The sequence below is a fragment of the Natrononativus amylolyticus genome (assembly GCF_024362525.1).
GTDB lineage: Archaea > Halobacteriota > Halobacteria > Halobacteriales > Natrialbaceae > Natrononativus > Natrononativus amylolyticus.
Window position 1 is genome coordinate 914823 of record NZ_CP101458.1, and the last position, 15443, is coordinate 930265.

Below are 15443 nucleotides of genomic sequence, written 5' to 3' on the forward strand. Positions count from 1 at the left end.
GTCACGGCTGGCCGGTCCCGTCCGAGCCGCCGGCACCGCCGTCGACCGTAGCCCAGAGCCGGGGGAGGGTGTCGGTGACGTCCTCCCGGCAAACCACGTCCGCGAGTTCGTCGACCGGCGTCGGCTCGAGGTTGACGATCCCGACCGTGGCGCCGTTTCTCGCGGCGACTCGAGGCAGCGAGGCGGCGGGTTCGACGACGAGCGAGGAGCCGACGGCGAGGAAGACGTCGCTCTCCCGAGCCAGGTTCTGCGCCCGCTGGAGGACCGCCGGCGGCAGTCGCTCGCCGAAGAGGACGACGTCGGGTTTGTAGATCCCGCCGGCGCCGCCGTCTCCGCCGCAGTTACACCGGGGTGGCACCTCACCGTCGTCGACCCGCTCGAGGATCGGTTCGGCGTCGGTTCGCTCCCCGCACGCGGTGCAGACGACCCGGTGGGCGTTGCCGTGGAGCTCGAGGACCTCCGCGCCCTCTCCGGAGTCTCCGCCGCCAGCCCCCTCTTCGTCTCCCGTGACGGCGCGGGCGGCTTCGAGGTGCAACCCGTCCGTGTTCTGCGTGACGATCGCCTCGAGGTGCCCCGCTTCGCCCAGGGCGGCCAGCGCCTCGTGCGCCGCGTTCGGTTCGTACGATTCGCCGTACATCGCTCGCTGTAACTCGAGGCGGTCGCGCCAGAACCCGACGGGGTCGCGCCGGAACCGCCCGTGGGTGAACTGTCCCTCCTCGAACCGGTCCCAGACGCCGTCGTCGCCCCGAAACGTGGGCACGCCCGAGGGGGCGGAGATGCCGGCGCCGGTGAGCGCGACGGTCGTCTCCGTATCGCGGATGCCGGTGGCGAGTGTCTCGAGGTCGTCCATACCCGACGAACGGGCGACGTGGCCAAAAGTTTCGAGGGGTCACAGCCGCCAGACATAGGCTCCCGGCACCCGTCAGTTCGGGTACCGATGAGCAGCGACACACCCGCACTCTCCGGCGGCCGACCACCGGGTCCCGACGGCCTGCCGCTGGTGGGCAACCAGCTCGCCTTCCTGCGCGACCCCTACGGGTTCATGACGCGGACGGCCCGCGAATACGGCGACATCGCGGCCTGGGAGGACCCCGGCGGGACGACCTACCAGCTCAACCACCCCGACTACATCGAGCAGGTGCTCGTCTCGAACAACGAGAACTACATCAAAGGCGAGCGGTTCCAGCACATCCTGCGGCCGATCACCGGAAACGGCATCCTGAACAGCGAGGGGGCGGTCTGGCGGCGCAACCGCCACCTGCTCCAGCCGGCGTTTCACCCCGACCGCATCGAGGAGTACGCCGAGATGATGGTCGCGTTCACCGAGGACGCCCTCGAGTCGTGGGCGGGCGGCCAGACCCGGCCGATCCACGAGGAGATGATGGAACTCACCCTGAAGATCGTCAGCCGGGCGCTGTTCGGCGTCGACATCGACGACCACGTCGAGCGGATCGGCGACTCGCTCGAGGAGTTCATGCTGGCGACCGAGAGCCTCTCGCACCTCGTGTTGCCGCCGCAGGTTCCGACGCCGACCCGCCGGCAGATCCGGCGCGCCCGCGAGGACCTAGACGCGGTCGTCTACGGGATGGTCGAAGAACGCCGCCGGAACCCGTCGGACCGCGGTGTGATCTCGAAGCTGCTCGAGGTTACAGACGAGAACGGGAACACCCTCTCGAACGAGGAGATTCGCGACGAGGTGGTGACGCTGCTGCTGGCGGGCCACGAGACGACGGCGCTCTCGTTGACGATGACGGCGTACCTCCTCGCGAGGAACCCGCGGGCGGAGGCGACACTGGTCGACGAACTCGAGGACGTCCTCGACGGCGCTACCCCGACGATGGGCGACCTCCCGGAACTCGGGTACACCGAACGGGTGGTCAAAGAGTCGATGCGGCTGTATCCGCCGGTACCCGGCATCGTCCGCGAGCCCGTCAAGCCGGACATCGTCGGCGGCTACGAGATCCGGCCGGGCTCGACGGTGCGGATGCACCAGTGGGTCGTCCACCGCGATCCGCGCTGGTACGACGACCCGCTCGCGTTCGAGCCCGACCGCTGGACGCCCGAGATGGAGTCCGAGTTACCGAAACTGGCGTACTTCCCGTTCGCGGCGGGGCCGCGACGGTGTATCGGCGATCGATTCGCGATGCTCGAGGCCCGGCTCATCCTCGCGACGATCTATCGAGAATATCACCTCGAGCTGGTCCCGGGAACCGACCTCGATCTGATGGCGACGATTACGGCGCGGCCGAAACACGAGATTCCGATGACAGTCCGCGAACGCGGTAGTCGCAACTGAAACGGGTTACACACTGCCCACAGCGGAACGGCCGGGCTGGCGAAAACGAGTCAGTCCTGGCTCGTGGGCCGCAAGCACGTGTATAATGACTTCAGTACCTACTGAAGGCGTCAGCAGACGGCCGTTCGGCCGAAATTTTACATACACAGACTCCATTACACAGATACACAGATCAACGATGGGGAGTAAGACGATCAGCCTCCGGGAAGAAACGTACCGACGACTCGACAGAGCGAAACACGAGGGTGAGAGCTTCAGCGACGTCGTCGATCGACTGCTGGTCGACGAGGACGATCCGCTCCGCGAACTCGTCGGGTTCGTAGAGGGCGACGAACTCGAGGACGTTCGACGGGGGTCGGCCGGCTTTCGCGAGGAGGTCAGCGACCGGTTCGACGGCGAGAGGGGGTCATCCGGAGGGGAGGATGGTACTTCTCGATAGCTGTTTTCTCATCGACCTCTTCGCGGAAGACGCCGGCGCAGTCGCAAAGCTGGACGAGTTCGACTGGCGTGATGCGTCGGTTTCGACGCTCACCGTAACCGAGGTCGGACGTGGACTCCCCGAGCCGCGCCGCGAGCGGTTCCAATCGATCGTCGAACGCGTCGACGTGCTGTCGTACGGCTTCGAGGAAACGAAACGGGCGCTCGACGAACACAGACGACTTCGACGAGCGGGAACACCCATCGGGGCCGTCGACACGATGATCGCCGCGACGGCGATCGAAGCGAACAAACCGGTTCTCACGCGAAACGTCTCGGAGTTTCAGCGGACTCGAGCGTCGGTAACGCCGTACTGACACGCTCGAGCGTGACAGCCGGCAACGCAGAACGATTGCGCTTAAGTCGCGGCTACCACAATCGGTGGGTATGCAGGACAGAACCTACACTGCCGACGCCGAACCCGGCGACGAGGTCACCGTCGCCGGCTGGGTCCACGAAGTGCGGGACCTCGGCGGCATCGCCTTCCTAATCCTCCGGGACGCGACCGGGAAGATCCAGGTCAAGTTCGAGAAAGACGAGATGGACGAGGAGCTCGTCGAAACCGGCCTCGGCGTCTCCCGTGAGAGCGTCGTGACAGTCTCGGGCGCCGTCGAAGAGGAGCCCCGCGCGCCGACGGGCGTCGAGATCACGCCGGACTCGCTCGAGGTCGTCGCCCCCGCAGATCCCGAACTCCCCCTCGACCCCTCGGGGAAGGTCGACGCTGATATCTCGACTCGGCTGGACAACCGCACGCTCGACCTCCGCAAGGACGAGGTCCAGGCGATCTTCGAGATCCGCGCGGAGATTCTGCGGGCTGCCCGCGAGCAGTTCCGCGAGGTCGGCTGTACGGAGATCACGACGCCGAAGATCGTCGCCACGGGGACCGAGGGCGGCACCGAGCTGTTCCCGATCACCTACTTCGGCCAGGAGGCCTTTATGAACCAGAGCCCGCAGCTGTTCAAGCAGCTGATGGCCGGCTCCAACTTAGAGCGCGTCTTCGAGATCGGCCCGATCTTCCGCGCCGAGGAGCACAACACCCCCCGGCACCTCAACGAGGCGACCTCGATCGACTTCGAGGGCGCCTTTTGCGACCACCACGACGCGATGGACGTCGTCGAGGGCGTCGTGAAGGCCGCCTACGAGGCCATCGCAGAGAACTGCGCGGACGAACTCGAGACGCTCGGCCTCGACGAGGAGTTCGAAATTCCCGACGAGGCGTTTCCGCGGCTCTCCTACGAGGAGGCCATCGAGCGCATCAACGCCACCGGCGAACTCGACGAGCAGCTGGTGTGGGGCGACGACCTCCCCACCGAGGCCGAGAAGGCGCTCGGACAGGACGTCGGCGGCCACTACTTCATCACCGACTGGCCGAGCGAGATCAAGCCGTTTTACATCAAGGACCACGACGACGACGAGCAGCTCTCGACCGGCTTCGACCTGATGCACCCGCGGATGGAACTCGTCTCGGGCGGCCAGCGCGAGCACCGCTACGACCACCTCGTCGAGGGGTTCAAACAGCAGGGACTCGACCCCGACCAGTTCGAGTACTACACCAAGATGTTCAAGTACGGGATGCCGCCCCACGCCGGCTTCGGCCTCGGCGGTGAGCGGCTGGTGATGACGATTCTGGGACTCGAGAACATTCGAGAGGCTGTGCTGTTCCCGCGAGACCGACAACGGCTGAGCCCGTAAGGGCTCGCCGGTGTCCGTCGAGTGGGAGCTCGTTGGACTCGCGCTGCTCGTCCAACGGTGTTCCCGCGAGATCGTCAGCGTTTGTCGCCGTAGGCGACAAACCTGGGAGCGCGTGGAAACCGCGAGCGCGTAGCGCGAGTGTGTTTCCTCCAGATCGTCAACGTCTGAGTCCTTGACGAAGACGCTGGGAGTCAGAAATCCGCTCGAACGAGTTCTTTGAGTGCTTCTCGACCTAGTGTACGGAGTATCCGTATTCGGTTAAGAGGCTAAATCGCGAGCTGACGGCTAGTCAGCACTCGAGCCGATGGACGAGTACCAGCGGGCGAGTACGACGATCTGGCGCTCGAGGGGTGTCGAACCGTCCGCACGGACGGTCGAGGCGGCCGCCTGCCGCCTCGCTAAGGCGAGCGCCTTGGAGCGGGGACGAAACCCTCGGCAGCGTTGGCCCTCACACGACCTCGATCGAGTGAATCTCGGCGGGAAGCGACCCGATCGAAGTCCACGTTCCCGCCCGCCGCCTGAGAACGTGGCCGCCGTACGTTGCCGCGAACACGTCCTCCCCGCCCTCGGCTGCCGCCCAGGCGGAGACGACCGCGTCGGGGCCGACGGGCGACGGGACGGCCTCGAGCGTGTCACCGTCGTCGGTCGATTCGAACAGCACCGCGTCCGGGCCGAGCTCGCCGTCCCACGCCGGAGGTGGAGTGGCCGCTGCAGTGTACAGTCGCCCACCGGCGACGGTCGCCCCGACGAAGTAGCTCCGGTCGAGATCGTCGTCCAGACGCGTCCACGACCGACCTGCGTCGCGCGTCCGGTACAGACCGTCACCTGTCGAGACGACGTACTCTTCGGATCCTCGAACGAGCACGTGGTGGACGTCGGGCTCGAGTCCGTCTACCCGCTCGCTCCAGGTCACTCCACGGTCGTCGCTAACCAGGACGCCGCCGACCTCGACGCCGGCGACGAGTCGATCGGAGGCATCGGGGTGCGTGCCGAGGCTGACGATGCGACCCTCGTCCCGGTGGCGGGGAGTTCGCCACGTGTCGTACGACGGGACCTCCCGCAGGCCGGCGCGCTCGCTCCAGGACTCGCCGCCATCGGTGGAGACGAAGAGGTGCGCCGGGTGCGTGCCGGCGTAGAGGGACTCGCCGTCGGGGCTCTCGAGGACGCCGAACACCTCACGCCGGGGGACGCCGAGGTCGCGCCACGTCGTGGCGCCATCCTCGGAGCGGAACAGTCCCGAACCCGTGGCCGCGAAGACCACGTCGCCGAACGCTCGAACACGGTTCACCCGCCCGCTTTCGAGGGTACGATCCGCGTGCTCGATCCCGTCTTCCGGAGTGAGGAAGCCGCCCTCCGTCGTGCCGATCAGGAGCATCGTCGTTCCCCGTCACGCTCGAGTTCGACGGTCTGATCCGCTCTGTGGGGCGCCTCCGATGCGGGTGTTACGGCCGTCGATGACCAGGTACCGATCCCGCCTGGGTTCGCTGCCGGATCCACGAGTGGGCGAGCCGAAGTACTGGTCGACCGCCCCCACGTTCCGCTCGCGCCCCCTTCACGGTGGCGACCATGAATGGCGGCGACGTGGACCGATCCCTCGGACGTTCGGACGGTAGTTGAGTCGTCCATACGAGGTTCGAAGAAGGGGACGCGAATCACCGCGACCCCACATAGTCCGGGGTTTGATAGCCGTCGAGAGAGATCAATACTGATCGTCGTGGACGTAGTGCTCGAGGAGGTGTGCCTCCCCGCGGTGTAACCGCTCGGCGAGTGCAGATCGGGAGATATCGAGGTCGGCGGCGACGTCTTCGAGCGACGATCGGCGGGGAACCGCGAAGTAGCCCGCCTCGTAGGCGGCCAGGAGGGCCTCGCGCTGTTTATCGGAGATACCCGGAACCGTCCGGTCGGCGTCGGCCGTCTCGTAGAGTCGGTCGAGGTAAAACCGAGAGCCCATTCTCCGACAGCCTTCGCGATAGGCGGCGAGTTCGTCGCGGTTGGCGAAGCGCTGTCGTAAGTGCCACCCGTCCTCTGTGACGCGCATCCGCTCGATGAGCGTCTTGTTGAGCGTGAGTTCGTCCATCTCTTTCGGGAACGGTCCACGGTTGATAACGTGATACGTCCGCGCAGCGCCGCCGTCGCTGATGAGCGTGACCTCCTCGACGTACTCCGCGGCTTCAAGGGCGGCTTCGAACGCCCCGAACGAAGCGCACTCGACGCGCACGACGTGTACGATCGGGCCGGAAACGGTTTGCTCCTCGTATTCGACGGTGATCGTGCAACCAGGAACTGCACGGGCAACGTCGACCAGCGGTGCGTCCGGTGACTGCAAGCGAAACTCCGCGATCAAACCCATACGATCCGCTCGCGGCCGACCAAGATAACGCTCTCCCACCGAGGAGAGCGGCGAAGAGCAGGCCGCGGGCTCCGTCGAGTCGTTCCTCGAGGAGACCGACTGGCACCCCGACCGGGATCGGACTCGGCGGCGGGGCGCTACGCTACTCGGAGTATGGCCTTCTCAAGCGACTGGTGATGCGGGGGGTCGCCAGACGGGCCATCTCCGAGATGCCCGAGGCAGACGCAGTCGGCGACGTCGAGTTCACCAACTGGGCGGAGGTCGAGGCCTTCGCCGCCGACGTCGCCGCGTTCGTCGAGGGACGCCTCGGCGTCGTGCCGCCCGAAGGCGAAGTGACTCGAGCAGGCGCACGAGACGGGCTCGAGTAGCAGACCACGAGTTCGTTCGTCAACCCCCATCGGAGATCACCGCTTCGTCTTCAACGTCGCGAACACCCGCTCGCCGTACACGGCGACGCTCTCCTCTCCCGCCTCGAGCGCGCGGACCCAGTTCACGTACGCCGTGAAAGTGCCGAAATCGACGTCCTGCGTCTCGAGGACGGTGGCGTCGAGCGTCGGCGGATCGTCTGTCGCGAGGACGTACTGCGCGTACGCCCCCGCGACGAACCCGACGCCGCGCAGGACGCCGTTCTCGGGCGGGGAGGCGACGTACGCGAGGTAGAGATACGGGTCGTCGCGCTCGAGGCGGTCGACGTCGAGACCGGCCGACTCGAGCGCCGTACCGAAGGAGGCGCTGTCGTCGACGGGGGCGTCCAGCCCGGATTCTATCCCTCGCTCGTACTCGTCGGCGAACTCGCGGACCGGGAGGTCGGGGCGGACGCCGTCGACCGGGATGTGCTCCTCGACGGGTTCCGGCCGCTCCTCGTACCCCTCGTCGTACTCGGTCGGGCAGCCCGCGAGCGCGACCGGTGCGGCGGCGACGAGCGCGAGAACCGCTCGGCGCGTCGCGAGCGGGCGCTCTCGAGGCGTACCGCTCGCGTCGGCATCGTCGCGGTCGGCCGTCCGTGACGGGTCCATTGCTCACCCCCCTACGCCGAGTCGGCGCAAAAACGTCGTCCCGGTCGTCGCAAGCGGCCGGTTTATCGGACTGTTCGGGGTAGGACGCCGGATGGCACTCGAGGGGTTCGTCGTCGGGCTGCTGGTCGCAGGACTCGCGATCCTCGCGCTCGTCGTCCTGACGCGACTCGTCGACGAGCGCCCGCTCTCGCTGCCGATCGTCTACCTCGCTCTCGGCGCGGCGGCGTTCACGGCGGCGCCAGCACTTCCCTACCCCGATCCGATCGAGTTCGCCGACGAGGCCGAGCGGCTGACCGAACTCGGCGTGATCATCGCGCTGATGGGTGCCGGCCTCAAGGTTGGCCGGCCGCCGGGCTGGCCGGCCTGGGAGTCGACCGTTCGGCTGCTCGCGATCACGATGCCGCTGTCGATCGCGGGCGCCGCGACACTCGGTTGGGCCGTCGGCGGGCTGGTCCTCCCGACGGCGCTCCTCTTAGGAGCCGTGATCGCACCGACCGATCCGGTTCTCGCCTCGGAGGTGCAGGTCGAGGCCCCCGACCGGCAGCGAGAGCGCGCGCTCGAGTCGGAGGCCGACCCCGGTGCGGACGGCTCGGAAGTCGACCACAGCTCCGAGACCGAGGGTTCGGACGAGGTCCGCTTCGCGCTCACCTCCGAGGCCGGACTCAACGACGGGCTCGCCTTTCCGTTCACCTACCTCGCGGTGCTCGTCGCGCTCGTCGGCTACGCCCCCGGGCGGTGGCTCGGGGAGTGGCTCCTCGTCTTCGTCGCCTACAAGCTCGTCGTCGGCCTCCTCGGCGGCCTCGTCGTCGGCTGGCTGCTCGCGCGACTCGTCTTTCGGTTCTCCGCGGAGTCACCGCTCTCGAGATCGGTACAGGGGCTTGAGGCCGTCGCGGGAACGCTGATCGCCTACGCGGCGGTCGAACTGGTCGGCGGCTACGGCTTCATCGCGGTGTTCGTCGCCGCGGTGACGATCCGGGAGTACGAGCGCAACCACGAGTACCACGAGGCGCTCCACGGGGTCGCCGAGATGGGCGAGCAGCTACTGATGGTGGCGATCATGGTCCTGTTCGGCGGCGCGTTGGCCGACGGCTTGCTTTCGGCGCTGACGTGGGAGGCCGTTCTCGTCGGGCTCGGCATCCTCTTCGTCGTCCGGCCGCTCGCCGGGCTGATCGGACTGATCGGATTCGATCACGGCTGGCGCGAGCGCGCCGTTATCTCGACGTTCGGAATCCGCGGCATCGGCTCGTTCTACTACCTCTCGTGGGCCCTGAACACCGCGCCGTTTCGAAACGCCGAGTTGCTGTGGTCGATCGTCGGCTTCGTCGTCCTCGTCTCGGTCGTCGTCCACGGGATCGCGGCGAGCCCGGTGATGCGGTGGCTCGCCGGCAAGCGGTAGCGAGGGCGCGACGGGCGTGCTCGATCGGTCTCACCGCTGCTCGAGCACCGTTCCCTCGTCGCCGACGACGAGTCCACGACCGCCCTCGAGCGCGATCCCCCGGAGGAGTCCCGGCGCGCTCGTCGCGATCCGTTCCCAGTCGGCGGCCGGACCGCGGCGCTCCGCGATGCCGCCCGCGTCGTCACAGACCGCGACGCCGCCGTCGTCTCGAGCGACCCCCGTCAGTGCCGCCTCGCCGACTCGCTCGGGCGTCCACGCGTCTCCGTCGTACCGGTGAACGACGCCCGCGTCCGTGGCGACGAGGCAGTCGTCGGGAGCCGCCGGCGCGAGCGCCGTGAGGGTGCCGTCGGCGCCCTCGAGTCCGACCCGCTCGAACGTTCGGCCGCCATCCTCGCTGCGGAAGACGCCGTCGTTCGTGTCACAGCAGTAGCCGACCTCGCCGGCGAACGCGACGTCGGTGAGGCTCGAGCCGCTGCCCGGTTTCACTGGCTCCCCCCAGACGAGATCGCCGTCGCGGTATCGCCCGCGCAACACCTCCCCGGAGCCGTTGATCACGAGGACGGTTTCGTCTCCCTCGATGCCGGAAACCGCGACCCCGGTCAGGTTGTCCGTCAGGTCGTTCGGCGCGGAATGGTCGACGTGGCGGCCGGTGTCGACCTCGAGGCGGCCGACCGCGCCGTTGTCGCCGGCCATCCAGACGATTTTCCCGTCGGCGGTGGGGTCGACCCCGTAGAGAGTTTCGGCGTTCGCGCCAGGGCCGTCCTCGAGGACGGTCGTCCACCCCTCATCCCCGCTCGCGACCACGACACCGTCACCGCCGACGGCGACGGCCCCGCCTCGCGCGAGCGCGGCGCCGAACAGCGGCGCGGCGGTCGGCGCCTCGGCTCCCGTCCACCGCGGCTCTCGAGTCGGCAGTGTGTCCTCGTCGGTCCCCGACGACTCGCCCCCGGTCAGCCGGTCGTCGTCCGTCTCGGCGGCCCGACCCGCGGTGTCCGCGGGCCCGGGTGGTGTCCCCCGTCGCTCCGCGCTCGAGGTGGTCGGAGCGCGGGTGTGGTCCGACGTCTCCGGTGGCGTCGTCGATTCGTCGGACGACTCCGCAGCCGGGTTCGGGGACGCGCCCGTCGTCGGCCCGCCGTGGGCGAGGTACAGCCCCACGGGCGGCAAGACGTAACTCGCGATCGCCAGCGCGGCGAACCAGCGGTGAACGAACGTCAGCATCCCGAACCCGGTCAGCCCCGCCGTCGAGACCCCGTGGATCCAGGTCCTCGAGTACCGACGAACGAAGTCGACGACCCCCTCGGCGTCACCGAGTTCGCGGCCGGTCGCGGTCGAGGACGTTTCCATGAGAGAACCAGGCGGCGCCGACTGAAAAGACACGAGCCTGGATGTGCCGAGTCACGGCGGAATCTTCACCGTTATACCGTCCGAGCCGAAACGACGACCGTATGCGCGAGGAGGCGACTGCGTTCGTGCCGGGCCACATCACGGGCTTTTTCAGCAGCCACCCGGACGACGATCCGACGAAAGCCGGCTCTCGAGGCGCCGGGCTCACCCTCACCGACGGCGTCGAGGTGACGGTCGAACCGGCCGACGAGCCGGCGGTGTACCTCGAGGGCGACCCCGTCGAAATCGAGCCCGTCGAGACCGTCCTCGAGACGCTCGACGCGCCCGCCCGCGTGCGAGCCGCCTCGGACCTCCCGCTCGGTGCCGGTTTCGGCGTCTCGGGGGCGGTCGCGCTGGGGACGGCCCTCGCCGCCAACCGCGTCTTCGATCGACGGCTCTCGGTGAACGAACTCGTAACCGTCGCCCACGGCGCGGAGGTCCGGGCCGGGACCGGCCTGGGCGACGTCGTCGCCCAGGCTCGCGGCGGCGTCCCGATCCGGCTCGAGCCCGGCGCGCCGGCGCACAACGAACTCGACGGGATTCCGGCGCGGGCTCGCGTCGAGTACGTCTCCTTCGGCGAACTCTCGACCGCCGAGGTGCTCTCGGGCGACACCGACCGACTGACTCACGCCGGGACGCGGGCGCTCTCGAGGGTCGTCGAGGAGCCGACGCTGCTGTCGTTCATGTTCGCCTCCCGGGCGTTCGCCCGCGAGGCCGAACTGGTGACCGACTCGGTCGCCGAGGCGCTGGCGGACGTCGCCGCCGTCGACGGCCAGGCGTCGATGGCGATGCTCGGCGACACCGTCTTCGCGCTCGGGACGGGGCTGTCGGACGCGGGCTACGAGCCGGCCGTCTGTGCGACGCATCCGGCGGGTGCGATGCTGAAGTAGTTAAGTAGCGCCGCGACCATCAAGTATACGATACGTATCGGGTGGAAATTACTGTCGTCGGAGCGAGCGCTCCGGAGAACGCCGAGATTCGGGGGATCGAGAACCGCACTCGACGTCTCGAGCGGGGCTGTGCGGCGGGTTCGGCGGGTGGACGTCGCTCGCGTACAGTCGTCGGAACAGTCGGGCGCACCTGCGCCCGAGGCGCGGACTCGAGTACCGTCGTATCAGATCCGATATCGGTGGCCGGAACTTTATTATGATGGGGTTCAGTTGTGCGGTCGAATCGAATGTCTTCCGTAAAAGAGTTTCACGACACACTGTTCTGGCTGTACGAACACTACGTCGGCGAGCCGGACTCCTCGAAGGACGTCTACGGCTACTGGCTGTTCATCGTCGGCTACGTCGTCGGGGCGGCCGGCGTGTTCACCTTCGTCGTCGGCTACGCCGGCGCGATCGACTCTCACTCGCTGATCCGGGTCTCCGGCATCACGGCCGCCGGCGGACTCGCGCTCCTCCTGTTCGGGATCGTGCTCATGCTCCCCGTCCGCAAGCGAGGGATTCAGGCGAGCGCCGTCGGGCTCCTCGTCTCGCTGGTCGGCGTCGCCTCGTTCGGCCTGGTCTACCCGAGCGACTGGCGCGGGTTCGGCGAGGACTACAGCGTCGAGGTGACGGCGGTGTACGCGACCGGGGTCGCGATCATCGCGGGCGTCACCGCGCTCGTCCCCATCGTCACCGGCCAGAAGGGGAAGTACGTCGCCGAGGAGGGCGCGACCGACGAGCCGGACGTCCTCACGGGCGACGCCCTCGAGGGCGCGCAGTTCGCCGTCTTCCGGGACGAGGAGGGCAACTGGCGCTGGCACGTCCTCCACCTCGAGGCGGTCGCTGCCAGCGAGGACAGTTCGCTGACCCGACCCGCGGCCGAGGCGGGGATCGAGCGGGTCAAATCGAGGATCGGCTCGGCCGGACTGCTCGAGCTGACGACGTCGGCGTTCCGGCTCTACGAGGACCGCGAGGGCAACTGGCAGTGGACGCTCGCCCGCGACGACGGCAGCGTGGTCGCGACCTGCACGGAGGAATTCCCCGAGCGCGACGGCGCCGAGGAGTCGGTGAGCTTCCTCAAGGACCGCGGACCGACCGCCGACACGATCGAGATCGACGGCGCCGCGTTCACCTACGCCGAGGAGCGCGACAGCTGGCACTGGACGCTGCTCGACGCCGATCGGACCCCCCTGGCCGAGAGCGACGGCGGCTACGCGACGCAGGCTCGAGCCGAGTCGGCCGCGGCGACGTTCGCCGAGCGGTTCGACGGCAGCCGGCTGCTCGCGATCGACCACGTCGGCGTCGAACTCTACGAACGCGGGGAGGGCTGGTCCTGGCGGTTCGTCGACCGCGACGACGACCTCCTCGCAGCGAGTACCGCGGCCGTCGACTCGCGGCGAGACGCCGAAGCCGCCGCCGAAGCGGTGCTCGCCGAACTCGAGTCCGCGGCGATCACGGTCGCCGGCGAGCCGACCTACGAGCTGTACGACGCCGGCGGGTGGCGCTGGCGGCTGGTCGACGGGACCGAGCGCGTCGTCGCGCGGAACCCGCCGACGCTCGAGGGGCGAGACGCGGTGGCGAACGCGGCCGACCGGTTCGCCGCCCACGCCGCCGACGCCGAGGTCGTCGAGGTCGAGGACGCCGAGTACGAGGTGTACCCGACCGAGCCCGAGACGACCGCCGCTGACGAGGTGGCGGAGGGCGCGGAACCGACGCCCGACTGGCACTGGCGGCTCGTCACGGCCGACCGCGAGGTCGTTGCCGCGAGCACGGACGCCCACGCGGACGCCGAGGCGGCCGCCGCCGCGATCGACCGCGTGCGCGAGCAGGCGAGCGAGGCCGACCTCATCGAGTTCGAAAACGCCGCGTTCCAGGTGTACGAGGCCGACTCCGGCGAGTGGCGCTGGCGGCTGATCGACGAGGACGGAAACGTACTCGCCGACAGCGGCGAGGAGCACACCTCGCGGGGCGACGCCGCCGAGGCGATGATGACCCTCAAAGAGCAGGCGCCCGACGCCGAGTTGCTCGAGATAGACACCGCCGCGTTCGAGATCTTCGTCGACGGGGACGACCGCTGGGGCTGGCGGCTGATCGACGAGGGCGGCGCACTCGTCGCGGAGGACCCGGCGACCCATCCGAGCCGCGGGGCGGCCAGGGAGGCGATGGATCGACTGCTCGCACACCTCGAGTCGGAGGTTCGGACGATGGAGCGGGCGGCCTTCCAGGCCTACGCCGCGGGCGACTGGCACTGGCGGTTCGTCCTCCCCGCGGGCGAGGTGGTCGCGGTCAGCGACGGCCCGCACCCGACGCGCAACGAACTCGTCGAGAGCCTCGAGTCGGTCCGCGAGGCCGCGGCGGCCGGCCGGCTGTGTCCGATCGGCGACGTCTCGGTGCAGGTGTACGACGGCAGCGACTGGAGCTGGCGGCTGCTCGACCGCGACCGGCAGCCGATCGCCGACGCGGCGGCCACCTACGGCGACCGCGAGGCGGCGATCGAGGCCGTCGAAACGCTCGGCGCGCACGCCGAGGACGCGCCGGTGTTCTCGATCGACGACGCCGCGATCCGCCTCCGGTACGGCCGGGGCTGGCGCTGGGATCTGATCGACGCCGACCGCGAGGTGATCGCGCGCGCGGCGAGCGGCGAGCGAAGCCGGGAAGACGCCGTCTGCGCCGTCGACGACGTTCGGCGCCTCGCCCCGATGGCCGGTCGGGTCGACTTCGACGTCGCCTCTTTCGAGCTGTTCGCCGACGAGGACGACCGCTGGGGCTGGCGGCTGTTCGACGAAGGGGGGCGAACCGTCGCGACCAGCACCGAGCGCTACCGCTCGCGGGAGGCCGCGGCGACGGCCCTCGAGGACGTCCGCGGGCTGATCGCCGACGCGAGCATCCTCGAACTCGACGGCGTCTCCTTCGAACTGCACGCCGCCGGAGACGGCTGGGTGTGGCGGCTGGTCGACAGACACGGAACCACCATGTCCGAGAGCACCCGGACCTACGAGACGCGGACGGACGCCCGCGAGGCGATGAACGCCGTTAAAGTCCACGCGCCGGACGGCTGGATCACGTTCACCGAGTGAGCGCGGAACGCGGGTTCGACGAGTCCGCCCGGTACCAATTCCGGCCGCCGGTGTGGTATCGACCGGGTGATCGTCACGAAACGCTCGACAAGCGTTATGAACGTCTCCGTGGTCGGTACCGTATCCCATGCCCGCACAGCACGACGCGACCACGAACCGCCGGGCCGTCCTGTCCGGCGTCGGCGCCGGACTCGCCTCTCTCGGTTTCGCGGGCTGTCTCGACGGCGAGGCAGCGGACGACGGGGACGACCCGGCCGAGGACGCGGACGGGGAAGACGACGCGACCTCGAGTGACCGGGAGAACGGCGATGCGAACTCGAGCGACGCGACAGACGAAACCGACGGCGAGGGTGCGGCGAACGTCCACGAAGAGTACGAGTCGACGGACGTCCGCGTGACGACGCCGGACGGCGACGAGCTGGGTTCGGTGACGGCGGCGATCGCCGACACTGACGAGCTCCGGCGCCTCGGCCTGAGCGAGACGGCGGAACTCCCCGAAGACCGCGGCATGCTGTTCGTCTACGACGAGGTCGACGAGCGGACGTTCGGGATGCCGGATATGTCGTTCGGCATCGACATCGTGTTCGCCGACGACGAAGGCGTGATCACGAGCATCGACCACGCGCCGGCGCCCGACCCTGACGAGGACGGCACCGAATCCGACCACCGGTATCCGGGACGCGGACAGTACGTCCTCGAGGTGGTCTACGAGTGGACCACGGAGCGCGGCGTCGAGGCGGGCGACGTCCTCGAGTTCGACCTGTAGCCCGCGGGACCCCGCCGCGGTCGATCGGTCGGCTTTTTATCGACGCCCGCCAGGTGTTCTC

The 15443-nt window shown here is 68.8% G+C and carries 13 protein-coding genes and 1 pseudogene; 9 read left to right on the plus strand and 5 right to left on the minus strand.

Features of this window, described 5'->3' with window-relative positions; genetic code table 11:
• Position 1: 1 nt before the first annotated feature.
• A complete protein-coding gene (locus NMQ11_RS04660; protein WP_255170240.1) occupies positions 2 to 850 on the minus strand; it encodes an SIR2 family NAD-dependent protein deacylase in 849 nt (282 codons plus the stop codon).
• Positions 851 to 937: 87 nt separating this feature from the next.
• Here NMQ11_RS04660 and NMQ11_RS04665 point away from each other — a divergent pair, with 87 nt between their 5' ends.
• The 4 genes from NMQ11_RS04665 (at position 938) to aspS (ending at position 4465) form a co-directional block, all read left to right on the plus strand.
• Positions 938 to 2296, plus strand: coding sequence for a cytochrome P450 (locus tag NMQ11_RS04665; RefSeq protein WP_255170241.1), 1359 nt, complete (start codon positions 938 to 940; stop codon positions 2294 to 2296).
• A 178-nt stretch (positions 2297 to 2474) separates the two neighbouring features.
• Positions 2475 to 2735, plus strand: coding sequence for an antitoxin VapB family protein (locus NMQ11_RS04670; protein ID WP_255170242.1), 261 nt, complete (start codon positions 2475 to 2477; stop codon positions 2733 to 2735).
• Positions 2719 to 3090 (plus strand): type II toxin-antitoxin system VapC family toxin, encoded by a 372-nt coding sequence (locus NMQ11_RS04675; RefSeq protein WP_255170243.1) that lies wholly within the window; start codon positions 2719 to 2721, stop codon positions 3088 to 3090. The genes NMQ11_RS04670 and NMQ11_RS04675 overlap by 17 nt, the downstream gene beginning before the upstream one ends.
• 70 nt (positions 3091 to 3160) lie before the next feature.
• Positions 3161 to 4465, plus strand: a complete 1305-nt coding sequence (gene aspS, locus NMQ11_RS04680) for an aspartate--tRNA(Asn) ligase (RefSeq protein WP_255170244.1) — start codon at positions 3161 to 3163, stop codon at positions 4463 to 4465.
• Positions 4466 to 4913: 448 nt separating this feature from the next.
• Here the strand turns inward: aspS and NMQ11_RS04685 are convergent, their stop codons facing one another.
• The gene (locus NMQ11_RS04685; protein ID WP_255170245.1) at positions 4914 to 5840 is read right to left on the minus strand and encodes a WD40/YVTN/BNR-like repeat-containing protein; all 927 of its coding nucleotides are present in this window, start codon (positions 5838 to 5840) and stop codon (positions 4914 to 4916) included.
• A gap of 324 nt (positions 5841 to 6164) precedes the next feature.
• Entirely contained in the window at positions 6165 to 6815 is a 651-nt protein-coding gene (locus NMQ11_RS04690; protein WP_255170246.1) for a helix-turn-helix domain-containing protein, read from the minus strand.
• A gap of 31 nt (positions 6816 to 6846) precedes the next feature.
• Here NMQ11_RS04690 and NMQ11_RS04695 point away from each other — a divergent pair.
• Positions 6847 to 7183: pseudogene (locus NMQ11_RS04695) on the plus strand (protoporphyrinogen oxidase); the annotation flags it as partial.
• Positions 7184 to 7219: 36 nt separating this feature from the next.
• On the opposite strand, the gene NMQ11_RS04700 reads toward NMQ11_RS04695, so the two are convergent.
• Entirely contained in the window at positions 7220 to 7831 is a 612-nt protein-coding gene (locus NMQ11_RS04700; protein ID WP_255170247.1) for a DUF8159 domain-containing protein, read from the minus strand.
• A 91-nt stretch (positions 7832 to 7922) separates the two neighbouring features.
• On the opposite strand from NMQ11_RS04700, the gene NMQ11_RS04705 reads away from it, so the two are divergent.
• The gene (locus tag NMQ11_RS04705; RefSeq protein WP_255170248.1) at positions 7923 to 9227 is read left to right on the plus strand and encodes a cation:proton antiporter; all 1305 of its coding nucleotides are present in this window, start codon (positions 7923 to 7925) and stop codon (positions 9225 to 9227) included.
• Positions 9228 to 9257: 30 nt separating this feature from the next.
• Here the strand turns inward: NMQ11_RS04705 and NMQ11_RS04710 are convergent, their stop codons facing one another.
• Positions 9258 to 10571: a WD40/YVTN/BNR-like repeat-containing protein gene (locus tag NMQ11_RS04710; protein ID WP_255170249.1), complete on the minus strand. Its 1314-nt coding sequence runs from the start codon at positions 10569 to 10571 to the stop codon at positions 9258 to 9260.
• A 101-nt stretch (positions 10572 to 10672) separates the two neighbouring features.
• On the opposite strand from NMQ11_RS04710, the gene NMQ11_RS04715 reads away from it, so the two are divergent.
• The 3 genes from NMQ11_RS04715 (at position 10673) to NMQ11_RS04725 (ending at position 15382) form a co-directional block, all read left to right on the plus strand.
• The gene (locus tag NMQ11_RS04715) at positions 10673 to 11500 is read left to right on the plus strand and encodes a pantoate kinase (protein ID WP_255170250.1); all 828 of its coding nucleotides are present in this window, start codon (positions 10673 to 10675) and stop codon (positions 11498 to 11500) included.
• A gap of 287 nt (positions 11501 to 11787) precedes the next feature.
• On the plus strand, positions 11788 to 14616 hold the full coding sequence (locus tag NMQ11_RS04720; RefSeq protein ID WP_255170251.1) for a DUF1508 domain-containing protein: 2829 nt from the start codon (positions 11788 to 11790) through the stop codon (positions 14614 to 14616).
• A gap of 127 nt (positions 14617 to 14743) precedes the next feature.
• A complete protein-coding gene (locus NMQ11_RS04725; RefSeq protein ID WP_255170252.1) occupies positions 14744 to 15382 on the plus strand; it encodes a DUF192 domain-containing protein in 639 nt (212 codons plus the stop codon).
• Positions 15383 to 15443 lie beyond the last annotated feature (61 nt).